This window comes from Nonomuraea sp. LP-02 (assembly GCF_036289125.1).
GTDB classification, from domain to species: Bacteria; Actinomycetota; Actinomycetes; order Streptosporangiales; family Streptosporangiaceae; genus Nonomuraea; species Nonomuraea bangladeshensis.
In genome coordinates, this window is sequence record NZ_JAXCLK010000001.1 from 2,559,928 (window position 1) to 2,582,055 (window position 22,128).

Below are 22,128 nucleotides of genomic sequence, written 5' to 3' on the forward strand. Positions count from 1 at the left end.
CCCGAAAACCCCCCATACGGTCCGTCCCTGTTCGTGACGCGCCGGGAGGTGGCCCGTCTGCTCGCCGGGGTGGGGGCCGTCGTCGCGTGGGCCGGGCCCGTACGCGCGGGCGTCCGGCCTTCCCGGGTGGACGCTCTCCTGCGTGAGCTGACGCTCCAGGAGAAGATCGCGCTGCTGCACGGGGCCGCCGATCCCGCGTCCCAGGGGGCGGCCGGGTACGTGCCCGGCGTGCCCCGGCTCGGCATCCCCGAGCTGCGCCTGGCCGACGGCCCCGCCGGCGTGCGCGGGGCCGTACAGCCAGGCGGGCAGGCCGGCGGGCAGGCCACGGCGCTGCCCGCGCCGGTCGCGCTCGCCGCCACGTTCGACCCGGGCCTGGCCCGCCGGTACGGCGCCGTCCTCGGCCGCGAGTGCCGGGCCCTCGGCATGGACGTGATCCTGGCGCCGATGGTGAACATCGTCCGCGTCCCGCAGGCGGGCCGGAACTTCGAGACCCTGGGCGAGGACCCGGTGCTCGCGGCCGCGCTGGCCGCCGCCGAGGTGCGCGGCATCCAGGGCGAGGGCGCGATCGCCACGGTCAAGCACTACGCGGCCAACAACTTCGAGAACGAGCGCCAGAACGTCGACGTGCGCGTGGACGAGCGGACACTGCGCGAGATCTACCTGCCGGCGTTCGAGGCGGCGGTGGCGGCCGGCGCGGGCGCGGTCATGGCCGCGTACCCGCGCGTCAACGGCCGGTACTGCGCCGAGAACCGGCACCTGCTCACCGAGATCCTGCGGGACGAGTGGCGCTTCGCCGGCTGGGTGATGTCCGACTGGGGCGGCACGCGCAGCGGCGTGCCGTCGATCGAGGCCGGGCTGGACATGGAGATGCCCTCGGGGGCCCGCTTCTCCGGCCTGGCCGCGGCGGTGGCCTCGGGGCGGCTGGCCGGCTCCGTCGTGGACCGGTCGGTGCGCAGGATCCTGCTCCAACTCGACCGCTTCGACCTGCTGAGCGACCCACGGCACGGGCTGCCGGGCGGGGTGACGGACGGCCTGACAGGCGGGGCGACAGGCGGACTGACGGGCGGGACGACAGGCGGACTGACGGGCGGGCTGGCGGGCGGACTGACGGGCGGGACGACAAGCGGACTGACGGGCGGGCTGACGGGTGGGGTGACGGACGCGCCGGCGGCTGGGGGCCGGGCTCGGCCGGTGTTCGACCCGGCGGCCGGGGCGGCGGCGGCGCGGGAGGTCGCGTTGGCGGGGGCGGTGCTGTTGCGCAACGAGCGCGGCCTCCTGCCGCTCCGCCGCGCCGACCTGGCGGACCTGGCCGTCATCGGCCCCACCGCCGCCGCGCCGCTGGCCGGCGGGGGCGGCAGCGCCCGGGTGCTGCGCTCAGGGACGGAGAGCCCGTTCGCCGCCCTGCGCCGCCGGGCGGGCGGGGCCGCGCGGGTGGGTTTCGCCACCGGCGTGGACCTGGACGGCGTCCCGGTCCCGGCGAGTGCCCTGTCGCTGACCCGCACCCGCCGGGGCGGCGACCCGGAGCCCGTGACGCGGGTGGACCACACCGGCGCCGCAGCCCTGCCCGCGGGGTCGTCCTGGACCTGGACGGGCACGATCACCGCCCCCGCGACCGGCGACTACGACCTGCGCGTCCAGGGCGCCGGCGCCCCGCCGTCGTCCGGCGGCTCGATCACGCTCACCGTGGGCGGGACCAGGATCGGCGCTGTCGAGGCGCTGCTCGGCGGCAACAGCAGCCTGATCGCGACCGCGGACGGCCTCATGAACGCCGGGGCGGTGGTCCGGCTGAAGGGCGGGCGGCCCACGCGGCTGCGGATCTCCGCCACCGGGGTCGCGGGGAAGCCGCTGGAGGTCCGGCTGGCCTGGGTCACGCCGGCCCGGCGGCAGGAGGCGCGGGAGGAGGCGGCGGCGCTGGCGCGCGGCGCGCGGGCGGCCGTGGTGTTCGCCTTCGACGAGGGCACGGAGGGAGCCGACCGGACGAGCCTGGCGCTGCCGAAGGAGCAGGACGCGCTGATCGCGGCGGTGGCGGCGGCCAACCCGCGGACCGCCGTCGTGCTGAACACCGGGCACCCGGTGCTCATGCCGTGGCTGGCGGACGTGCCGGCGGTGCTGCAGATGTGGTACCCGGGGCAGGAGGGCGCGGACGCGACCGCCGCGCTGCTGCTCGGCGCGGCCTGCCCCGGCGGGAAGCTGCCGGTGACGTTCCCCGCGCGGGCCGGGGACGCGCCGGCCGCCGCGCCGGAGCGTTACCCCGGCGTGGCCGGCACGGCGGTCTACGACGAGGGCGTCTTCGTCGGGTACCGGCACTACGACGCGTACGGGATCGAGCCGCTGTTCCCGTTCGGCCACGGGCTGTCGTACACGCGGTTCGCGTACGACGGGCTGTCGGTGCGGCCGTCCGGCGACGGGCTGCGCGTGACGTTCACGCTGGCCAACGTGGGACGGAGGGAGGGCGTGGAGGTGGCGCAGGTGTACGTGACGCCGCCCGCGGACCCGCCCGTGCCGATGCCGCCGCGCGTGCTCGCGGGCTTCGCCCGGGTCCGGCTCGCTCCCGGCGAGCGGCGGCGGGTCACGGTGACGGTGCCCGGCCGGACGCTGCGGCACTGGGGCGGCCAGGGATGGGCGCTCGCCGCCGGGAGACGGGAGGTGCAGGTCGGCTCGTCGTCGCGGGACCTGCGGCTGCGACGCGAGGTGACGGTACGGTGAGCGGGGGGATGAATCGTTTCAGCGGGTCCGGTGATCGCATAAGCTAGGGGGCCACGCCGCTGGACGCGGTGGCGACTGACACTGAGGAACGATGTCGAGCATCAAAGAGGTCGCCCGCCTCGCCGGGGTCTCCGTCGGCACCGTGAGCAACGTGCTCAACCGTCCCGACATGGTCGCTCCCGAGACCCGCGAGCGCGTGCAGGCCGCGATCACGCGGCTCGGCTACGTCCGCAACGGCTCGGCCCGGCAACTGCGGGCCGGGCGCAGCAGGACGATCGCCGTCGTGGCGCTCGACCTGGCCAACCCGTTCTTCATCGACGTCCTCCGCGGAGTCGAGAGCGCCGCGCAGCGCGACAGGCTGACCGTGATGGTGTTCAACAGCAGCAAGGACGCCGGGCGGGAGGAACGGCTGATCGAGGAGCTGGCGGAGCAGCGGCCGCTGGGCGTGCTCATCACGCCGGTCAACGACCGGGGGCAACGGGAGCGGCTGGAGCAGCTGGTGTCGCGGGGCATCCCGGTCGTCGTGTTCGACAACTCCTCCCGGTTCAGCCACGGGTGCGCGGTGGCGGTGGACGACGTGCTCGGCGGCCGGCTGGCCGGGCGGCACCTGCTGGAGCGCGGGCACCGGCACATCGCCTACGCCGGCGGGCCGTTCAGCGTCCGGCAGGTGGAGGACCGGCACGACGGGCTCGCCGCCGTGCTGGGCGAGCGGGAGCGGCTGACCGTCATCCGGCTGCCCGACCTCAACGTCGCGACCGGCCGCACGGCGGGCCGGGAGATCGCCGAGCTGTCGCCCGGGGCGCGGCCGACGGCGGTGTTCTGCGGCAACGACCTGGTCGCGCTGGGGGTGCTGCAGGAGCTGACGCAGCGCGGGCTGCGGGTGCCGGACGACGTGGCGATCCTCGGCTACGACGACATCGACTTCGCGGCGGCGGCCGCCGTGCCGCTGTCGTCGATCCGGCAGCCGCGCGAGCAGATCGGTGACACCGCCACGCAGATGCTGCTGGAGGAGTCCGGCCGGGTGCCGGGCCACCAGCACCGGCGGGTGATCTTCCAGCCGGCGCTGGTGGAGCGGACGTCCACGGCGGCACAGGCTCCGGCGGCCATCTGACCCGGCCCGACCCGGCCTGGCCTCCCGTCTGCCCGCCCGGCCTGACCCGGCGCGGGCAGACGTCAGGAGTCGTCGGCGGCGCGGTCGAGGCGCTGGTAGAGGCCGTAGACGAAGCGGGCGCGATAGAGAGTGCCCTCGTGGGCGAAGCCGACCGTCCAGTGGTGGGGTGCCGCGCCCTCGAGGTGTGAGGCGCTGGAGAAGCCGGCCCCGACGTCGGCGACGACGCAGCTCCACGGCGTCAGCTCGGCGAACGAGACCGCCCGCCCGCCGCCCGGCCGGACGAACCACTGGTTCCACACCTCGCCGCCCGGCCCGAGCAGGACCTCGAACTGCAGTCCCGGCCAGGACGGCAGCGCCCACCGGGCGACGCCGCAGGTCAGGCTGCCCACGCGCCGGTCGCCCTCGTACGCGGGCGGCCCGAGCGCGGCCAGGAACGCCCGCCGCCCCTTGGGGGCCCGTGCCGAGTGCGCCATGGCGGTCCACTGGGTGTGCGCCTGCCGGAGCTCGGCGCGGGTGGCGCCCATGACCTTGAGCGCGTCCTCGACGCGGGCGGCGGCGAGGTCGCGCATGCGATGCATCAGCGCCAGCTCGAACTGGCGCACGCCGAATGTCATGATCCGCTGCCCATGATTCCACACGGAAGCATTCTTGATACGTTGTGCGAAGGTGTGCCGGGAAGTCTGGTCGGCGAGTCGTTCATCCGTTTTGAACAGAGGATGTGCCAGTGCACCTCACTGACCGGTTTCCCGCGTGACCGCGCTCTCCTGGGTGAGCGTGGCGGTCTTCCTGGCCGCGTACGCGCTGATCGCCACCGAGAAGGTCCACCGGGTCGCGGCCGCGCTCGGCGGGGCGGGGATCATGATGCTGATCCACGCCACGGGCGCCGAGGCGGCGTTCTTCTCCGAGCGCACCGGCGTCGACTGGAACGTCATCTTCCTGCTCCTCGGCATGATGATCATCGTCGGGGTGCTGAAGGAGACCGGCGTCTTCGAGTCCCTGGCGATCTGGGCGGCCAAGCGGGCCCGCGGGCGGCCGTTCCGGCTCATGGCGCTGCTGGTGATCATCACCGCGTCGGCCTCCGCGCTGCTCGACAACGTGACCACGGTGCTGCTCATCGCGCCGGTGACGTTCCTCGTGTGCGAACGGCTGGCGCTGCCCGCCGCGCCGTTCCTCATCGCCGAGGCCATGTCCTCCAACATCGGCGGCGCGGCCACCCTGATCGGCGATCCGCCGAACATCATCATCGCCAGCCGGGGCGGGCTGACCTTCAACGACTTCCTCGTGCACATGGCGCCGATGGTCGTCGTGCTGATGGCGGTGTTCGTCGGATTGTGCTGGCTGATGTTCGGGCGGCGCTTCCGGCACGACCCGGAGCGGGCCGCGGAGATCATGGCGCTGGACGAGCGGGAGGCGCTCGGCGACCGGACCCTGCTGTGGCAGTCGCTGAGCGTGCTGGTGCTGGTCATGGCGGCGTTCGTGCTGCACCCGGTGCTGCACTACGAGCCGTCGGTCGTCGCGCTGCTCGGCGCCGGCGTGCTGGTCGCGGTGACGAAGGTGACCACCGAGCAGGCCATCGCCGAGGTGGAGTGGCCCACGCTGGTGTTCTTCGCCGGGCTGTTCGTCATGGTGGGCTCGCTGGTGGAGACCGGGGTCATCGGCGAGCTGTCGAAGGCCGCCGTGGAGGCGACCGCCGGGCGGCCGGAGCTGACCACCCTGGGGCTGCTCGGCGTGTCCGGCGTGCTGTCGGCGATCGTGGACAACATCCCGTACGTCGCCACCATGAGCCCCATCGTCGAGCAGCTCGTCAACGCGAACGGCGGCGACCAGGCGCTGTGGTGGGCGCTGGCCTTCGGCGCAGACCTGGGGGGCAACGCCACCGCCGTCGGCGCGGCGGCCAACGTGGTCGTGCTCGGCATCGCCGCGCGCAACGGCACCCCGATCAGTTTCTGGCAGTTCACGAAGTACGGCCTCGTCGTCACGGTGGTCACCGTCGGCCTGGTCGCCCCCTACCTGTGGCTGCGTTACCTGCTGTGATGTACGCCGTCCGCAGTCGATAGTGTCGTCGGCGGTGTGCCGGGAAGTCCGGCCGGTGATGCTTCCGTAGCGCCTTGGAGAGCCAGCGACCGATGACCCCGACCGCGCCCGCCGACCCGCCGGGCCCCTCCGCCGCCGGCGACTTCTCCCTGCGGATCCGCAGCCGCGGCGAGGTCCTGGTGATCGAGCTCGGCGGGCCGTTGTCCGGCGCGCCGGTGGAGATCCTGCGGATGTACCTCGCGAGGACGCTCGACACCCTGGCGGTCCCGGCGCTCGTCGTGGACCTCGCCGGGCTGACCGGTCTGGACGCGGCCGGGCTCGAGGTCCTGCGCTCGGCCACCCGGGACGCCGGCGTGGCGGGCGGGCGCCTGGTGGTCACGGGCGGCCTGCCGCTGCTCGGCGCGGCCCACGCCGCCGGCCTGGAGCTGCTGCCCACGATCGACGCCGCCCTCGCCGCCCTTGACCCGCCCTGATCTGGCGCAGCGGCGGTGACAGGTTTGGGCCCTCCCCGTTCTCCCTCCCGGGGGCCAAGGTGGAGGGTGGCCACCGTGCTCCCTGGCGAACGAAGGAGATCACCATGGACACCCGCCACGCGACGATCCCGCTCCAGGCCCCCTCCCAGCCGTCCGCCGCCGACCTGCCCGAACGGGTGGAGGTCGCACACGCCGGCGGCGAGTCCTACCTCATCACCGTACGGGGCCACACGCTGGTCGCCGGCCAGCCGGAGCAGGCGGGCGGCGACGACGCCGGCGCGACCCCGACCGAGCTGTTCGTCGCCTCCCTCGCCTCCTGCGTGGCCTACTACGCCGGCCGCTTCCTGTCCCGCCACGGCGCCTCGCGGGAGGGGCTGCGGGTGAGCGCGGACTTCGGCCTGGCCGCCGACCGGCCCGCCCGGGTCGCCGCCGTACGGCTGCGCGTGGCCGCGCCCGGCCTGCCCGCCGAGCGGCGGCCCGCGTTCCTGGCCGTGATCTCGCGCTGCACCGTGCACAACTCGCTGCGCCGGCCACCCGAGGTGGTCGTCGAACTGGCCGGAGACGCGTGATCTGACACCCCTCCCGCAGGACCTTCGGCAGGACCTCCGGCCCTACGCCGCGCCCGGTGGGTGGGCCAGCGTGGGCTCAGGAGGTACGTCATGATCACGTCATATCCCACCGCCTGCCCCACCGACCTCGCCGTCAGGCGGCTGATCGTGGCGGCCGGGCAGGCGGCCTCGGTGAACAACACGCAGCCGTGGCGGTTCAGGGCGCTGCACGGCGAGCTGGTCGAGCTGCTGGCCGACTGGGACCGCTGGCTGCGGGTGAGCGACCCGCGCGGCCGCTCGCTCCACGTGAGCTGCGGGGCGGCGCTGCTGAACCTGCGCGTGGCGGCGCGGGCGGCCGGGCGGATGCCCGGCGTGCGGCTGCTGCCCGACCCGGACCGGCGGCCGGACCTGCTGGCCGTGACGCAGATCGCGCTGCGCGGCCGGTCCTCGGCGGAGTCGCGGGAGCTGTACGACCTCATCCCGGTGCGGCGGACCAGCCGGATGCCCTTCCACGACCGGCCGGTCCCCGAGGCGGTGCTGGCGGAGCTGCGCGCGGCGGCGGCCCTGGAGCGGGCCAGGCTGATCGTCCTGGACCGGCGGGCGGCCATGGACGTGCTCGACCACGCCGCGATCGCCGAGGACGAGCTGGCCCGCGACGAGGAGTATGTGGCGGAGCTGCGGGCGTGGACCGGCGGGCGGGGCGTGCCCCCGTACGTGCAGGGCCCGGTGGCGAGCGGCCGGATGGACCCGGTCCGCGACTTCGGCCGCCGCCGCGGCGAGGCGTGCTTCGAGCCGTACCCGCAGCTCGCGGTGCTGACCACGGCAGGGGACGGGCCGCTCGACTGGCTGCGCGCCGGGCAGGCGCTGCAGCGGGTGCTGCTCGTCGCGGCCGGTCGCGAGGTGTCGGCGTCGTTCCTCAACCAGCCGCTGGACCTGCGGGACATGCGCCGGCGTGCCGACCCCCGCACCCGGCACGGGCATCCGCAGATGATCCTCCGGCTGGGGTACGGGCCGGTGGTGGCCCGCGCGCCGCGGCGGCCCGTGGGCGACCTCGTCATGGCGGAGAACTGAGCGTTCTCGTCACCCGCCACCGGGACGCGGCCTCACCACCGCGACCGGGCAGGTCAGGCGGTGCAGGACCGCGTGGCCGACGGACCCGAGCAGGGCCGAGGCGAACCCGCCCCGCCCGCGCGAGCCCACGACCACGAGGTCCGCCGCCCGGCCCGCCTCGATCAGGGCGTTCACCGGGTGCCCGTGCACCTGCGCGTCGGTGATCCGGACGTCGGGGTCGCTCTCGCGCCACGCCGCCACGCGCTCGGCCGCGGCCTGTGTCAGGTACTCGTAGCCCTCCTGCGTCAGCGTGTCGTACGCCGCCGCGTACGGCGAGTACACCGGCGACTGCCAGGCGCTGACCACGTGCAGGGTGACGCCGCGGGCCCTCGCCTGCTCGATCGCGTACGCGACGGCCGCCGCCGCCTGCTCCGAGCCGTCGTCGCCCACGACCACCCGGCCGTGCCGCACCACGGACGTCTCCCGTACGATCACGACGGGCCCGGCGGCATGCCCGGCCACCCCCATGCCGACCGAGCCGAGGAGCATCCCGGCGAACCCGCCGAGCCCCCGGCTGCCCAGCACCACGCTCTCCGCCGACGCCGACACCGACTCCGCGAGCAGGGCCTCGACGACGTCGCCGGTCAGCAGGGCGGCCTCGACCTCGACGTCGCGGGTCAGGGCGAGCGCCCGGTCCCGCGCCACTTCCAGCGTCTCCTCGCAGGGCTCCAGGCCGTCCTGACCCGGGGGCCGCGGCTCGCACACGTGCACGATCCGCAGCGCGAGCCCTCTCAGCTGGGCGTCGGCGGCGGCCCACTCCACGGCGGCGGCGGCCGGGGCGGAGCCGTCCACGGCGACCATGACGGGCCCGGTCATCGCGCGCCTCCTCCGCTCCCGTGCCGCAGCCGCAGCCCGGGCATCCGGATCACCCGCCCGGCGAGCCACACCCCGGAGCCGGCGGCACCGCGGTCACCGGGCTCCGGCGACGACATGGGCGTCGGGGCCGGGAAACACCAGGCTCTCGTGCCCGTCCTCCAGCCACCGCACGATGTACGGCGGCGAGCCGTCATCATGCTCGACCCGCACGATGACGCCTTCCTTGCGGAGTTCGCCCCCGTACGTGCCCTCGACCACCAGCCGATCTCCCACACTCGCCCTCATCGCAGACCTCCTCGTCCCGCAAGGACCCTCGTGCTTCTTCTCCCAGTTCAGATGCCCCGTACGGGCTCCTAGTCACGGGAACGACCGGCTCCTTTCCGCGCGGCGTCCAGGGCCCCGGCGGGTTCGGCGATGCGGGTTTCGGGAGGTGCCTGTCCGGCGATGGGACGGGGGAAGGAGGGCCGCGAGGTGACTCAGAGCCGGGACGAGGTGCTGCGGCGGCTCGTACGCGAGGGCACGCTGACGGCCGCGCAGGCGCTCGCCGTGCACCAGGCGCTCGACGAGGCGGAGCGGCCGACGCGGGCCCGGTGGGCGGAGGTCGCCGGGTACGTCGGCGGCGCGCTGCTGCTGGTGGGCGCGGTGTCGCTGGCGGGGACGTCGTGGCCGGTCCTGTCCACGGCGGCCCGCGTCCTGATCCTCCTGTCCGCCACCGCCGCCCTCCTCGCCGCCGGCCTCCTCCTCGCCGATCTCGGCCCCCGCCTCTCGCTCCTCGTCCGCGCGGGTGCCGGGGAGCGTTGGCGGGCCTGGTTGGAGGGAGCCGGGCGGGCCGGGCCGGTACGGCGGCGCAGCGGGGGTGTGACGCTGGCGCTGGCGTCCGTGACCGGGGCCCTGGCCGCCGCCGAGCTCGCCGCCGCCGTCACCGGGCCTCAGCTCACGGCCGCCGCCGTGACGGGGCTGGTCCTGGCCGCCGCCGGGTACGTGGCGCTGCCGGGCGGCCCCTGCGCGGTGGCGGCGGCGGGGTTCGCGGCGCTGACCGCCGAGGCCGTCGCCGGCGAGCTTGCCGGCTACGACTCCATGGCCGTGGGCCTGGCGGTGGTCGGCACGGGCGTCGCGTGGACGGCCCTGGTGACGGCCGGGGTGATCGGGCAGCGGCGGCTCGGGCTGGGCCTCGGCGCGGTCGTGGCGCTGTTCGGCGCGCAGCACGGCCTCGGGACCGGTGACAGCCTGGCCTGGTCGTACGTGGCGACGTTCGCCGTCGCGGTGGCCTGCCTCGTGCTGTACCGGTGGGAACGGGCCTGGGTGCTGCTGGTGGCGGGCGTCGCCGGGTTCACCCTGGCCGTGCCGGAGGCGGTGTGGGACTGGACGGACGGCGCGGTCGGCGGCTCGCTCGCGTTGATGATCGCGGGACTGGTGCTGGTGGCGTCGTCGGTCCTCGGCCTGCGGCTGCACCGCGCCTCCCGCCCGGACCAATCCCCGTGACCGCGCCCTGTAGCCGCGACCCGTGACCGCGACCCGTAGCCGCGGCCCGTGGGCCGCCCGCCGCGGAACGCCCGGCGTCCCGATCCGGCCGGCCGGGCGTTCCCGTGTGAGCGGTTTCAAGCGGCCGCGGTCACGGCCCGCTCTCAGGACCCCGAGCGGCGTCACCGCACCCGCTCATCCGGGTGCAACGGTATCGATCACCTCCTCCGGGGGTCGGGTGACCGAGTCCACCATTGTGCGGCTGCAGCTCACTTGGATCTTCTTTGCGACCCAGTTGGAACCCCCCGCGCCGCCGCTGACTGGGAGCGATGACCAGCGGTCAAGCGCCCGTAGTGCGGGCGACATGCCCTTCATCCGACACAAAACGTGTCTGATGTGATGGGAGCGCTCCCAATCCTCCCTTTGCGCGCTTCATCCCCTTAAATCCTCTTTCACGGTTACAAATCACCCCATCGGTAACGGTTGCGTTTCGGTGGATTGACGTGAACAGCGGGCAAGTGCACCCTTTGTGGGAGCGCTCCCAAAGACTCCCACCGCGGCGGAGCGCGTGCCGCGGTGCACTCCCCCAACATTCACCCGAGAAGGGGTCCACCATGATGATCAGCAAGCGTCGCGGCGGTCTGGCCGCGGCCTCGGTGCTGGCCGCGGCGGCGCTGACGGTCGCGTCCTGCAGCTCCGGCGGCGGCACTTCGCAGTCCAGCGCTCCCGCCTCGTCCGGAGCGGCCGAGCCGGTCACGATCCGGGTTCAGACCTTCGGCGGCGGCACCAACTTCGGCTACAAGAACGCCATCGCGAAGTGGAACGCCGAGCACAAGGACATCCAGATCAAGGAAGAGCACCTGACGGACCAGTTCGAGCAGCAGTACTGGCCGCAGATGATCCAGTGGCTCACGTCCGGCACGGGCGCGGGTGACGTGGTCGGCATCGACGAGGGCGGCATGGGCCTGGCCAAGGCGCACCCCGAGTGGTGGGCCGACTTGAAGGAGTTCGGCCTGGAGTCCCGCAAGGCGGACTTCCCCGCCTGGAAGTGGGAGAACGGTGTCAGCGCCGACGGCAAGCTCTTCGGCCTCGGCACCGACATCGGCGGCATGAGCCTCTGCTACCGCGCGGACCTGTTCAAGAAGGCCGGCCTGCCGAGCGAGCGCGACAAGGTGAGCGCCCTGTGGCCGACGTGGGACGAGTTCATCAAGGTCGGCCAGCAGTTCCAGGGCAAGGTCAAGGACACCAAGTGGGCTGACGGCACCAACACCCTCTACCAGGTGTACCTGTACCAGGAGGCCGCCAAGAACGGCAACGTCACCTACTTCGACCAGCAGAACAACCTCATCGTCGACAAGAACCCGGCGGTCAAGAGCGCCTTCGACTTCGCCTCGAAGATGAGCCAGCAGGGCCTGACCGCCAAGCTGCGCAACTTCACCGACGAGTGGGCCGCGGGCACCCAGAAGGGCGCCTTCGCCACGGTCGGCTGCCCGTCCTGGATGCTCGGCGTGGTCAGCGGCAACGCCGGCGACGACGCCAAGGGCAAGTGGGACGTGGCCTCGGTGCCCGGCGGCGGCGGCAACTGGGGCGGCTCCTGGCTGGCCGTGCCCAAGCAGTCCAAGCACCCGAAGGAAGCGGCCATGGTGGCCGACTACCTGACCCAGGCGCAGACCGAGGCGAGCATCTTCACGGACTTCGGCAACATGCCGAGCAACACCAAGGCTCAGCAGGACCCGTCCGTCCAGGGCGCGAAGAACGAGTTCTTCAACGACGCCCCCATCGGTGAGATCTTCGCCAAGTCCGCCTCCTCCCTTCAGCCGGTCTTCCTCGGCGTGAAGCACGCGCAGGTGAAGAACGCCATCGAGTCGGTCATCCAGGGCATGGACGACGGCTCGGTGGCCTACGACAAGGCCTGGCAGCAGCTGGTCGACGACGCGGTCAAGGCCGCGGGCTGATCCTCGCGCCCGGCCCGCCACGAGCGGGCCGGGCACTCTGCCGCCGAAAGGTCTGTTATGAGCCTCGACACCCTCCCGCGGGCGACACGGAGCAACCACCGCCGTGTCCGTCCGCCCGGCCGCCGCTGGGCGTCGCGATTCGACGTCAAGGGGATGCCGTACGCCCTGGTGTCTCCGTACTTCATCCTGTTCGCCGCCTTCGGGCTCTTCCCGTTGGCCTTCACGCTCTACTACTCGCTCTACGACTACGACCTGGCCGGCACCACCGAGTGGATCGGCCTGGGCAACTACACCGCGCTCCTCGGCGACGAGGACTTCTGGCGCGCGGTGATCAACACGGTCGGCATGTTCGTCCTCGCCACCGTGCCGCAGATGCTGCTCGCGCTGTTCCTGGCCAACGCGCTCAACAAGCGCTTCCGCTTCCGCCTGGCGATCCGGATGAGCGTGCTGCTCCCGCTGGTCACCTCGGTGGTCGCGGTCGCGGTCGTGTTCACCCAGCTCTTCGCCCGCGACTGGGGCCTGGTCAACTGGATCCTGAGCTGGTTCGGCGTTGACCCCTTCAACTGGCGGGCCGAGCGCATCCCGTCCTGGATCGCCATCGCGACCATGGTCGACTGGCGCTGGACCGGCTACAACGCGATCATCTTCCTGGCCGGCATGCAGACGATCCCGCGCGACCTGTACGAGGCCGCCGCGATCGACGGCGCCTCCCGCCGCCGCCAGTTCTGGCAGATCACGCTGCCGATGCTGCGCCCGACCATGATCTTCGTGGTGCTGAACTCCACGATCGGCGGCCTGACGCTGTTCTCCGAGCCGACCACCTTCTACGGCGGCAACGTGGACGGCGGCTCGCAGGGCCAGTTCCAGACGGTGGCCATGTTCATCGTCAAGCAGGGCTTCCGCGAGTTCGACTACGGCTACGCCGCCGCGGCCGCCTGGCTGCTGTTCCTGCTCATCCTCATCGGTGCCGCGATCAACTTCCTGTTCGTGCGCAGGATCGGAGGCACGAAATGACCACCTGGTCTCCGACCATCTTCACCCGGGTCATGCTGGCGCTGGCGGTGTTCCTGTCGGCGTTCCCGCTGTACTGGATGGTGGTCATCGCCTCGCGCACGAACTCCGACGCGGTGTCCGTGCCGCCGCCGTTCCTGCCGGGCGGCAACCTCGGCGAGAACATCATCGCGGTGCTCAACAACGAGGACGCGAAGTTCCTGCTGGGCCTGACGAACTCGTTCATCGTCGCCGCCACGGTGACGGTCTCGGTCGTCATCATCTCCACGCTGGCCGGCTTCTCGTTCGCGAACCTGCAGTTCAAGGGCCGCAACGTGCTGCTGGTGCTGGTGCTGCTCACGATGGCGGTGCCGCTGCAGCAGATGGGCGTCGTGCCGCTCTACCGGCTCATGGTGAGCCTGGAGTGGACGGGCACGCTCAAGGCGGTCATCCTGCCGTACCTGCTGAACGGGTTCGGCGTGTTCCTGATGACGCAGTACACCCGCCAGGCCGTGCCGATGGAGCTGGTCGAGGCGGCCCGCGTGGACGGCGCGGCGACGCTGCGCATCTGGTGGAACGTCGTGCTGCCGGCCGTGCGGCCGGGCATGGCGGTGCTCGGCATCAACACGTTCATGCTCATGTGGAACGACTTCATGTGGCCGCTGATCGTGCTCACCCCGGACAACCCGACCGTGCAGATCGCGATCACCTCGCTCAACGCGAGGTTCTCCACGAACTACACGTTGATCTTCGCGGGCACGGCGTTGTCCATCATCCCGCTAGTCGCTGTATTCATCGCATTCGGCCGTCAGATCGTGGGCGGACTCATGGAAGGTGCGGTCAAGGCGTGACGACACAAGAGGAACAGACGCGTTCCGGGCTCCGCTTCCCCACGGGTTTCACCTTCGGCGCGGCGACCTCGGCGTACCAGATCGAGGGGGCCGTCGCCGAGGACGGGCGGGGCACCTCGATCTGGGACACCTTCACCAGGACGCCCGGCAAGATCCTGAACGGGCACAACGCGGACACGGCGATCGACCACTACCACCGCTTCCGCGACGACGTCGCGATCATGGCGGATCTGGGCCTGACGGCTTACCGGTTCTCGGTCTCCTGGCCGCGGATCCAGCCGACCGGCTCGGGCAAGGTCAACCAGAAGGGCCTGGACTTCTACAAGCGCCTGACGGACGAGCTGCGCACGCACGGCATCGACCCGTGGCTCACCCTCTACCACTGGGATCTGCCGCAGGAGCTGGAGGACAAGGGCGGCTGGCCCAACCGGGACATCGCCTACTGCTTCGCCGACTACGCGGCGACCGTCCACGAGGCGATGAAGGACCACGTCCACACGTTCAGCACGGTCAACGAGCCATGGTGCGCCGCGTTCCTCGGCTACGCCTCCGGGGAGCACGCCCCCGGCAGGCGCGAGCCGGAGAACGCGATCAGGGGCGCGCACCACCTCAACCTGGCGCACGGTCTGGCCGTCCAGGCCATGGACGCGCGCCGGGTCGGCGGCTGCGTCAACCTGTACGCGATCACCCCGGAGACCGACAGCGCCGCGGACCTGGACGCGGCCCGGCGCATCGACGGCCTGCAGAACCGCTTCTTCCTGGACGCGCTGCTGCTCGGCCGCTACCCGGAGGACGTGCTGGCCGACCTGCCCGGCGACGCGGACTTCATCCAGCCGGGCGACCTGAAGATCATCAACGCGCCCATCGACGTGCTGCTCGTCAACTACTACAGCCGCTTCACGGTCTCGGGAGCACCAGGCGGCCGGCAGTCGGCGGCGGCGGCCCCCACGGACGCGGGTTCCCCGTGGGTCGGCAGCGAGCACGTGTCCTTCGCCAACGGGGGCCGCCCCGTGACGGCGATGGGCTGGGAGATCGACGAGGGCGGCCTCGTGGAGGTCCTCACCCGCGTCGCGCGCGACTACCCGCCGATCCCGATGGTGGTCTCCGAGAACGGCGCCGCGTTCGACGACGTCATCGAGGACGGCCGCGTGCACGACGGGCAGCGGCAGGCGTACGTGGAGGCGCACCTCGGCGCGTGCAAGGCGGCCATCGAGGCCGGCGTGCCCCTGGAGGGGTATTTCGCCTGGTCGCTGATGGACAACTTCGAGTGGGCATGGGGCTACGGCAAGCGGTTCGGTCTGGTGCACGTGGACTTCGACACCCAGGAGCGGCTGATGAAGGACAGCGCGCTCTGGTACGCGGAGATCATCCGGCAGAATAGGACCCATGAACCGACCGACTCTTGAGGCCGTCGCAGCCCGCGCGGGTGTGGGCCGGGGCACGGTGTCGAGAGTCATCAACGGCTCGCCCAACGTCAGTGCCAAGGCCCGCGAGGCCGTGGAGCTGGCCATCCGCGAGCTGGGCTACGTGCCCAACCGTGCGGCGCGCGCGCTGGTGACGCGCCGCACGGACACGGTGGCGCTGGTGGTGTCGGAGTCGCAGCTCCGGGTCTTCGACGAGCCCTACTTCGCCGGCACCATCCGCGGCATCGGATCGGCGCTGGCGGAGACCGGGTTGCAGCTCATCCTCGCGATGGCGCGCACCCCGGAGGAGCACGCGCGGCTGGAGCACTACCTGACGGGGCAGCACGTCGACGGCGTGCTGCTCCTGTCGCTGCACGGAGCCGACCCGCTGCCGGGGCGGCTGGAGGCGATGGGCGTGCCGACCGTTCTCGGCGGCCGTCCCGTCGGCCTCGACCCCTACAGCTACGTGGACATGGACAACCGGGCCGGGGCCCGGCAGGCGGTCAAACACCTGCTGAGCCTCGGCCGCGGCGCGATCGCGGCCATCGCCGGCCCCCAGGACATGGGCGTGGGCGTCGACCGTCTGGCCGGCTACCGCGACGCGCTGCTGCCCTCCGGCCTGCCGGAGCTGGTGGCCTTCGGCGACTTCTCCGAGCAGAGCGGCTCGGCCGCGATGAGCGAGCTGCTGGTGCGTCACCCCGAGCTCGACGCGGTCTTCGCCGCCTCCGACCCGATGGCGCTCGGCGCGATGCGGGTGCTCAAGGCCGAGGGCCGCAGCATCCCGCGCGATGTCGCCGTGATCGGCTTCGACGACTCCAAGGCCGCATTGCACGCAGATCCGCCGCTGACCACCGTCCACCAGCCGACGGAGGCCATGGGCCGGCAGATGGCGCGGCTCCTGGTCGCCCGCATCAACGGCGAGGAGCTGCGGCAGCCCGTCGTCATCCTCGACACCCACCTCGTCCGGCGGGAGTCGGCCTGAGAGGAGCCCCCGTGGACAGCAGGACCAAACGTCGCTTGTCGGCGGCCGAGCTCGACGCGCTGGCCCGGCGGGCCCTCGGCGCGGGGGTCACGGCGTCCGCCGAGCTGACCGACGGGTTCGCCAACGCCGTGTGGCGGCTGTCGCTCGACGACGGCCGCGAGGTGGTGCTGAAGCTGGCGCCGCCACCCGAGCTGGAGCAGCTCAGCTACGAGCGGGACCTGCTGCGCATGGAGGCCGCCGCCATCGGGCTGGCCGCCGCGGCGGGCGTGCCGGTGGCCGCGCTGCTGCGCGCCGGGTTCGACGACCCGGTGCTGGGCGGCGACTACCTCATGCTGGCCGCGCTCGACGGGGTCTCCTGGAACGCGTGCAAGGACGCGCTGCCGCCGGGCTGCGGCGACGACCTGCGCCGCGAGCTGGGCCGCCACCTCGCCAGGCTCAACGGGGTGACCGGCGAGGTGTTCGGCTATCCGCACGCCGGCATCACCGGCGCGACCTGGCGGGAGGCGTTCCTCGCGATGGCGCGGGCGCTGGTGGGCGACACCGAGCGCTACCCGACGCCGCTGCCGCGCCCGGCCGGGGAGATCCTGGCGGCGTTCGAGGCCGCCGCGCCCGCGCTCGACGAGGTGACGACCCCCCGCCTGGTGCACTTCGACGTCTGGGTGGGCAACGTCTTCCTGGACCTGCGGGGCACGCCGCGGATCCAGGCGCTCATCGACCACGAGCGGGCGTTCTGGGGCGATCCGCTCGCCGAGTTCGTCACGCCGACGATCTTCGGCGAGCTGCGGGAGGACGATCCGCTGCTGGCGGGCTATCGCGAGGTGACGCCGCTGGAGCTCACGCCCTCCGCGCTGACCCGGCTCGACCTCTACCGGGCCTACCTGTCGCTGATCCTGCTGGTGGAGAACGGACCCCGGCAGTACCCCGAGGAGGAGTACGCCGGGCTCCGCGACGCGGCCTACTCCTCACTCTCCGAGGTGCTTGACCGCCTCGTACGCTCCTCCCTGGACACCGTGGGCTAGCTTCGCGCACTGCCCCGCCCCGGCTCCGGACAGCTCGTTCGGCACGCCGAGGTCGGCGGGGACGGCGGTGTTGCCCGAGCAGGCGAGCGCGCCCTTCACCGTGGTCCCGGACAGGATCGGCGCCGTGCTGCCGGTGAGCTGGGCGGCCCCCCGCAGGTCGGCCCCCACGATCACCAGCTCCTTCGCGCCGGAGACGGTCACCGCGCCCTGGACGCCGGTGCCGAGCAGGTGGACGGCGGCCGGGTTCGCGGCGGCCAGCGCGCCGGTGATCCGGCCGCCGGTGGCGACCAGCGCGGCGCCCGCCCGTACCGTGACGGGTCCGGTGACCCGGGCCTCGTCGAGGCAGGTGACGCCGTCGGCGACGACGAGCGGGCCCCGGTGCTCGCCGGTGACCGTACGGGTGCAGGCGGGCGGCGGGGCGATCGTGGTGACGGTGAACGTCCCGGCCTTGCCGATGTTGCCGGCCGCGTCGATCGAGCGGTACTCGACGGTGTGCCGGCCGCGCGGCAGCTTGCCGTACACCAGGGAGTCGATGACGGTGCCCTGCTCGGAGAAGGTCCACGGCAGCTCGGAGGAGGTGGGCCAGCCGAAGTAGTTGAACCAGCCGTCGCCGTCCACCCGCGACTCCGAGACGAGGTAACCGTCGCGGTCGTCGTCGCCGGTGAGGCGCATGGTGAACGGGCCGTTGTAGACGTAGGTGTCGCCGGCGCGGGCCAGGGGGCGCGACAGCTCGTACGCGGTGGCCGGCGCTTCGGCGTCCACCTCCCAGGTGAGCGTCCGGCCGCCTGCCGTGGCGGTGAGCGTGTGCGCGCCGGACGTCAGGCCGAGCGCGCCCAGGTCGAGATCGCTGCCGCCCTCGACCTGCCTGCCGTCGAGCCGCCAGTCGATCCGGGGGACCTCGGCGGCCGGGTGGGTGGTCTCGACGTAGACGATGTCGGCGCGGCCGACCGGCCGGTCCGTGGGCGTCGAGGAGACGACCTCGACCGCGACCCCGTCGGGCGGGGTGGTGAGCGCGGTGTCCACGGTCCAGGTGCGGGTGCCGGTGAGCGCCGTCTTGATCGCCGGGTCGCGGACGAAGCCGGTCGGGTCGGCGACGGTGGCCGTGACCGTGTGCGTGCCCGGCGCGAGGCCGAGGGTGCGCAGGTCGAGGGCGTCACGGTCGCCGGGCAGCGCGCGGCCGTCCACGCTCCAGGTCGTCGTCAGCGAGTGGCTGACCGGGCGCATCGGCTCCACCCAGAGGACGCGGTCCGCGCCGACGGGCGCGTTGGTGGGCGTCGCGTCCTGGATCACGGCGGTCTTGGCGGTGATGCGCTGCGTCATGACCTCGCGGCCGACCTGGTCGAAGTAGTAGCCGAGGGTCTTCATCATCGAGTGCTCGCTCGGCCGCCACACGCCGCTGGTGTAGTAGAGGCCGCCCTCGTGGCGGCCGATCGTGCCGCCGGACTCGCTCGGCTCGCCCAGCCAGCGCCACCACTTCCTGCGCTGATCGCGCATCTGCTGCTCGGTGAGCAGGGTGTGGTGGGCGCTGCCCGGCTCGGCGCCGGTGTAGGCGCCGCCGGGGACGCCGCGCTGGTAGTAGTCGTACTCGTCCTGCAGGCCGCCCAGCGAGTGGCCCAGCTCGTGCGGGCTGATCAGGGCCGACATGCTGTTGCTGCCGGAGGCGGTGGCGTAGGAGCCGCCGGCGCCGCCGTACGTGCCGCTGTTGGCCAGGGCGAGGATCTGCCGGTTGCCGGACGTCGTACCGGTCACCAGGTCGGCGTAGCGGGTGGCGGCGGCGTTGTCCATGGTGATGAGGCGCTGCACGCTGCCCGGGTTGCAGCGGCCCCAGAAGCCCATGCTCAGCGGGGTGGTGCGGCGGGGGGCGTCCAGGCCGGGGTCGCAGCTCACGCCGGACTCGCCGGAGACGATGTCGATGCGGTAGACGTTGACGTAGTTCCGGTAGGACTTGAACGGCTCGATCGACCACATGACGTTGAGGTGCCGGTCCACGTCGGCACGGAACTTCGCCTGCTCGGCCTCGGTGTAGCCGTCGCCCATGACGACGAGGTTGAACCGTTTGGCCGGCGGGCCGGTGACCTGCACGGGGACGACGGTGGCGGCGCCGGGGGCGGCGGCCACGTCGGAGGCTGCGGCGGGGGTCGCGGCGATGGGGACGTGCAGCAGGGCGGCGGCCGTGATCAGGGCCGCTAATTTACGCATGCCCTGCACTATCTCCCATAAGACCATCTTTTGCCCAGATCCCCCTTTTTCGGCTTTCTCTTTCTCTGGTCAGGTCGTGGGGAGGTCGGCGAGGAGGATCGGGTCGGTGGTGGGGCGGGGTGAGCCGCGCGCCGGTTCCACCGTGAGGGCCACCCGCTCGTCGCCGCGCAGCGGCGTCACCACGACGGGAGCGGTGACGCCGCCCTCGGCGCGGCCCAGCAGCCCGGCGGGACGCGGGCCGCCCGGGCCCATCAGCCACAGCTCGTACCCTCGCGACTCGGGCAGCGCCGGAAGCCCGGACGAGGTGAACAACAGGCGGGCCGCCGAGCGGGACACCACCAGCGTGGCGGTCCCGCCGGAGGTGACGGGGCGGCGTACGGTCCTGGTGTCGGGCGCGGCCAGCAGCGCGGCGACCTGCCGGTTGACGCCCGCGAGCCGCTGATTGGCCTCCGCGACCTGCCGATTGACGCCCGCGAGCCGTCGGTTGGCGCCGGTGAGCCGTTGATTGGCGTCGGTGAGCCGCCGGTTGGTGTCCGTCAGCCGCTGGTTGGCCTCGGCGAGCCGGCGGCTCTCGGCGGCCAGGCCGCCGGAGTCGCGGCGCGCGTCTATGGCCACCGCGCCGAGCCCGACGGCAGCCGCCGCACACCCGGCGGCCAACCCGGCCACCACCCTCACCGGCAACCCCCGCCCCCATCCCTCCCCCCGCCGCCCTTTTCCCGCCCAGGGCCGCGCGGCGGCAGACGGCCCGAGACCGTCGCCCCGCGTGTCCTCCGGCTCCCCGGGCGGGGTCAAGGGGGTGATCGGTGAGGGGGCCGGACGGCCCGGGAGCCGGGCGGCGGGGGCGTCGCCGGAAGGTGGAGGTGCCGGGTGCGGGGAGGGGCTGCGGCGGGCGGCGGCGAGCAGGCGCGTACGCAGCCCGGCCGGCGGGTCCACCGCCACGGCCCCGGCCAGCCGGGCGGCCGTCTCGCGCAGCCGCCGCACCTCCGTCCCGCACCCGGCGCACCCGCGCAGGTGCTCCTCGAACAGCGTCCACTCCGCGTACGGCAGCGCGTCCACGGCGTAGGCGCCGGAGAGGGCGTGGAGGTCGTCGTTCATGATCACTTCCGGGGTGGGAGGCGGCTCACGCATGTACTTCGGCCGCTCGGGCACGCCGGATGGCTCAGGCCCTTGCTTCTTTCCGCGGACGTGAGACAATCTCATCGGGTGATGAATTATGACTTGTGTGATCGCGGGCGGCGGCCCGGCGGGCGCGATGCTCGCCCTGCTGCTGGCCAGAGCGGGCGTGGAGGTCACGCTCCTGGAGAAGCACACCGACTTCCTTCGCGACTTCCGGGGCGACACCATCCATCCCTCGACCCTTCAGGTCCTCGACGAGCTGGGCCTGGCGGGCGAGCTGCTGAAGCTGCCCCACCAGGAGGTGCGCGAGGTCGGCCTGGTCACCGACGCCGGCGAGGTCCGTCTGGCGTCGCTGCGCCGGCTGCCCCGCCCGTACGACTACATCGCGTTCGTCCCCCAGTGGGACTTCCTCACGATCCTCACCTCGGCCGCCCGCCGCTACCCCGGCTTCCGGCTGCTGATGGGGGCGGAGGCGTACGACCTGATCCGCGAGGGCGGCGCGGTGCGCGGGGTGCGTTACCGCGACGAGTCCGGCGAGCACGAGCTGCGGGCGGACCTGACCGTCGCGGCCGACGGCCGGCGCTCGGCACTGCGCGGGCGGGCGGGCCTGGTGCCGCGCGAGCTGGGCGCGCCGATGGACGTGCTGTGGTTCCGGCTGCCGTGGCGGGACGGCGACCCGGAGAGGACGTTCCTGCGCGTCTCGCGCGGCCACATGATGGTGGGCATCAACCGGGTGAGCTACTGGCAGCTCGCCTACCTCATCCCGAAGGGCGGCCACGACCGGCTGGTCGGCCAGGGCATCGAGGCGCTGCGGCGGCCCGTCGCGCGGCTGCTGCCGTTCCTCGCCGACCGGGTCACGGAGATCGAAGGCTACGACGACGTCAGCGTGCTCACCGTGGCGATCAACCGGCTGCGCCGCTGGCACCGGCCCGGCTTCCTGTGCATCGGCGACGCCGCGCACGCCATGTCGCCGGTGTTCGGCGTGGGCATCAACCTGGCCGTGCAGGACGCCGTGGCCGCCGCCAACGCCCTCGCCGCCCCGCTGCGGTCGGGCGCGCCGGTCCCCGAGTCGCTGCTGCACAGGATCCAGCGGCGGCGCACGCCGCCCACCGTGATCACCCAGACGGCCCAGCGCGTGCTCCAGAACCTGCTCATCCGCCGGGCCCTGCGCGGCAGCTTCGACCCCGGCGCGCTGCCGCGCGATCTGACGCGGGTGCCGCTGCTCAACCGGCTGCTTCCGCGCCTGGTCGGCGTGGGGATCCGGCCCGAGCACGTGGAGACGGAGGAGGTCCATGGAGAGGCTACGCATCGGTAATGGCCAAAACGTGGACAACGAGGTCGGTAGGTAGGGGCT

19 protein-coding genes are annotated in these 22,128 nt (G+C 73.1%); 14 read left to right on the forward strand and 5 right to left on the reverse strand.

Going from position 1 to position 22,128, the window contains the following annotated elements; genetic code table 11:
* Window positions 1-33 precede the first annotated feature (33 nt).
* Both SMD20_RS11865 and SMD20_RS11870 read left to right on the forward strand, forming a co-directional pair.
* On the forward strand, window positions 34-2,706 hold the full coding sequence (locus tag SMD20_RS11865; protein ID WP_329579074.1) for a beta-glucosidase family protein: 2,673 nt from the start codon (window positions 34-36) through the stop codon (window positions 2,704-2,706).
* Window positions 2,707-2,797: 91 nt separating this feature from the next.
* Complete coding sequence (locus SMD20_RS11870) at window positions 2,798-3,817, forward strand: LacI family DNA-binding transcriptional regulator (RefSeq protein ID WP_329579077.1); 1,020 nt, start codon at window positions 2,798-2,800, stop codon at window positions 3,815-3,817.
* A 62-nt stretch (window positions 3,818-3,879) separates the two neighbouring features.
* Here SMD20_RS11870 and SMD20_RS11875 read toward each other — a convergent pair whose 3' ends face one another.
* Window positions 3,880-4,431 carry a hypothetical protein gene (locus SMD20_RS11875; RefSeq protein WP_329579079.1) on the reverse strand — a complete coding sequence of 184 codons (552 nt, stop codon included), beginning with the start codon at window positions 4,429-4,431 and terminating at the stop codon, window positions 3,880-3,882.
* Between the two features lie 136 nt (window positions 4,432-4,567).
* Between SMD20_RS11875 and SMD20_RS11880 the strand changes: the two genes are divergently transcribed.
* The 4 genes from SMD20_RS11880 to SMD20_RS11895 all read left to right on the forward strand — a co-directional run bounded on the left by SMD20_RS11880 (window position 4,568) and on the right by SMD20_RS11895 (window position 7,943).
* A complete protein-coding gene (locus SMD20_RS11880) occupies window positions 4,568-5,851 on the forward strand; it encodes an ArsB/NhaD family transporter (RefSeq protein WP_329579082.1) in 1,284 nt (427 codons plus the stop codon).
* 92 nt (window positions 5,852-5,943) lie between these two features.
* A complete protein-coding gene (locus SMD20_RS11885) occupies window positions 5,944-6,324 on the forward strand; it encodes an STAS domain-containing protein (RefSeq protein WP_329579085.1) in 381 nt (126 codons plus the stop codon).
* Window positions 6,325-6,428: 104 nt separating this feature from the next.
* Window positions 6,429-6,893, forward strand: coding sequence for an OsmC family protein (locus SMD20_RS11890; RefSeq protein ID WP_329579088.1), 465 nt, complete (start codon window positions 6,429-6,431; stop codon window positions 6,891-6,893).
* Window positions 6,894-6,983: 90 nt separating this feature from the next.
* The gene (locus tag SMD20_RS11895) at window positions 6,984-7,943 is read left to right on the forward strand and encodes an Acg family FMN-binding oxidoreductase (RefSeq protein WP_329579090.1); all 960 of its coding nucleotides are present in this window, start codon (window positions 6,984-6,986) and stop codon (window positions 7,941-7,943) included.
* Window positions 7,944-7,952: 9 nt separating this feature from the next.
* On the opposite strand, the gene SMD20_RS11900 is transcribed toward SMD20_RS11895, so the two are convergent.
* Complete coding sequence (locus SMD20_RS11900) at window positions 7,953-8,798, reverse strand: universal stress protein (protein WP_329579093.1); 846 nt, start codon at window positions 8,796-8,798, stop codon at window positions 7,953-7,955.
* A 93-nt stretch (window positions 8,799-8,891) separates the two neighbouring features.
* A complete protein-coding gene (locus SMD20_RS11905) occupies window positions 8,892-9,083 on the reverse strand; it encodes a DUF1918 domain-containing protein (protein ID WP_329579096.1) in 192 nt (63 codons plus the stop codon).
* Window positions 9,084-9,269: 186 nt separating this feature from the next.
* Between SMD20_RS11905 and SMD20_RS11910 the strand changes: the two genes are divergently transcribed.
* The 7 genes from SMD20_RS11910 to SMD20_RS11940 all read left to right on the forward strand — a co-directional run bounded on the left by SMD20_RS11910 (window position 9,270) and on the right by SMD20_RS11940 (window position 17,459).
* The gene (locus SMD20_RS11910) at window positions 9,270-10,280 is read left to right on the forward strand and encodes a hypothetical protein (protein WP_329579100.1); all 1,011 of its coding nucleotides are present in this window, start codon (window positions 9,270-9,272) and stop codon (window positions 10,278-10,280) included.
* Window positions 10,281-10,873: 593 nt separating this feature from the next.
* The gene (locus tag SMD20_RS11915; RefSeq protein WP_329579103.1) at window positions 10,874-12,214 is read left to right on the forward strand and encodes an extracellular solute-binding protein; all 1,341 of its coding nucleotides are present in this window, start codon (window positions 10,874-10,876) and stop codon (window positions 12,212-12,214) included.
* 57 nt (window positions 12,215-12,271) lie between these two features.
* Entirely contained in the window at window positions 12,272-13,228 is a 957-nt protein-coding gene (locus SMD20_RS11920; RefSeq protein ID WP_329579106.1) for a carbohydrate ABC transporter permease, read from the forward strand.
* Complete coding sequence (locus tag SMD20_RS11925; RefSeq protein ID WP_329579109.1) at window positions 13,225-14,055, forward strand: carbohydrate ABC transporter permease; 831 nt, start codon at window positions 13,225-13,227, stop codon at window positions 14,053-14,055. Before SMD20_RS11920 ends, SMD20_RS11925 begins: the two co-directional genes overlap by 4 nt.
* Window positions 14,052-15,461, forward strand: coding sequence for a GH1 family beta-glucosidase (locus SMD20_RS11930; RefSeq protein WP_329579112.1), 1,410 nt, complete (start codon window positions 14,052-14,054; stop codon window positions 15,459-15,461). Before SMD20_RS11925 ends, SMD20_RS11930 begins: the two co-directional genes overlap by 4 nt.
* Window positions 15,442-16,440, forward strand: coding sequence for a LacI family DNA-binding transcriptional regulator (locus SMD20_RS11935; protein WP_329579115.1), 999 nt, complete (start codon window positions 15,442-15,444; stop codon window positions 16,438-16,440). The genes SMD20_RS11930 and SMD20_RS11935 overlap by 20 nt, the downstream gene beginning before the upstream one ends.
* 11 nt (window positions 16,441-16,451) lie before the next feature.
* Entirely contained in the window at window positions 16,452-17,459 is a 1,008-nt protein-coding gene (locus SMD20_RS11940) for a phosphotransferase family protein (protein WP_329579118.1), read from the forward strand.
* Here SMD20_RS11940 and SMD20_RS11945 read toward each other — a convergent pair.
* The gene (locus SMD20_RS11945) at window positions 17,403-19,658 is read right to left on the reverse strand and encodes a M64 family metallopeptidase (protein ID WP_329579122.1); all 2,256 of its coding nucleotides are present in this window, start codon (window positions 19,656-19,658) and stop codon (window positions 17,403-17,405) included. The genes SMD20_RS11940 and SMD20_RS11945 overlap by 57 nt on opposite strands.
* A 69-nt stretch (window positions 19,659-19,727) precedes the next feature.
* Window positions 19,728-20,753, reverse strand: coding sequence for an anti-sigma factor (locus SMD20_RS11950; protein ID WP_329579125.1), 1,026 nt, complete (start codon window positions 20,751-20,753; stop codon window positions 19,728-19,730).
* A gap of 118 nt (window positions 20,754-20,871) precedes the next feature.
* Here SMD20_RS11950 and SMD20_RS11955 point away from each other — a divergent pair, with 118 nt between their 5' ends.
* Window positions 20,872-22,089 (forward strand): FAD-dependent oxidoreductase, encoded by a 1,218-nt coding sequence (locus SMD20_RS11955; protein WP_329579128.1) that lies wholly within the window; start codon window positions 20,872-20,874, stop codon window positions 22,087-22,089.
* The last annotated feature ends 39 nt before the right edge of the window (window positions 22,090-22,128 follow it).

Bases quoted from the DNA above. Each gene is read 5' to 3' on its own strand.
- SMD20_RS11870 (WP_329579077.1), top strand. From the start codon at position 2,798: ATGTCGAGCATCAAAGAGGTCGCCCGCCTCGCCGGGGTCTCCGTCGGC.
- SMD20_RS11875 (WP_329579079.1), bottom strand. From the start codon at position 4,431: ATGACATTCGGCGTGCGCCAGTTCGAGCTGGCGCTGATGCATCGCATG.
- SMD20_RS11885 (WP_329579085.1), top strand. From the start codon at position 5,944: ATGACCCCGACCGCGCCCGCCGACCCGCCGGGCCCCTCCGCCGCCGGC.
- SMD20_RS11890 (WP_329579088.1), top strand. From the start codon at position 6,429: ATGGACACCCGCCACGCGACGATCCCGCTCCAGGCCCCCTCCCAGCCG.
- SMD20_RS11895 (WP_329579090.1), top strand. From the start codon at position 6,984: ATGATCACGTCATATCCCACCGCCTGCCCCACCGACCTCGCCGTCAGG.
- SMD20_RS11900 (WP_329579093.1), bottom strand. From the start codon at position 8,798: ATGACCGGGCCCGTCATGGTCGCCGTGGACGGCTCCGCCCCGGCCGCC.
- SMD20_RS11905 (WP_329579096.1), bottom strand. From the start codon at position 9,083: ATGAGGGCGAGTGTGGGAGATCGGCTGGTGGTCGAGGGCACGTACGGG.
- SMD20_RS11915 (WP_329579103.1), top strand. From the start codon at position 10,874: ATGATGATCAGCAAGCGTCGCGGCGGTCTGGCCGCGGCCTCGGTGCTG.
- SMD20_RS11920 (WP_329579106.1), top strand. From the start codon at position 12,272: ATGAGCCTCGACACCCTCCCGCGGGCGACACGGAGCAACCACCGCCGT.
- SMD20_RS11925 (WP_329579109.1), top strand. From the start codon at position 13,225: ATGACCACCTGGTCTCCGACCATCTTCACCCGGGTCATGCTGGCGCTG.
- SMD20_RS11935 (WP_329579115.1), top strand. From the start codon at position 15,442: ATGAACCGACCGACTCTTGAGGCCGTCGCAGCCCGCGCGGGTGTGGGC.
- SMD20_RS11945 (WP_329579122.1), bottom strand. From the start codon at position 19,658: ATGCGTAAATTAGCGGCCCTGATCACGGCCGCCGCCCTGCTGCACGTC.
- SMD20_RS11950 (WP_329579125.1), bottom strand. From the start codon at position 20,753: ATGAACGACGACCTCCACGCCCTCTCCGGCGCCTACGCCGTGGACGCG.
- SMD20_RS11955 (WP_329579128.1), top strand. From the start codon at position 20,872: ATGACTTGTGTGATCGCGGGCGGCGGCCCGGCGGGCGCGATGCTCGCC.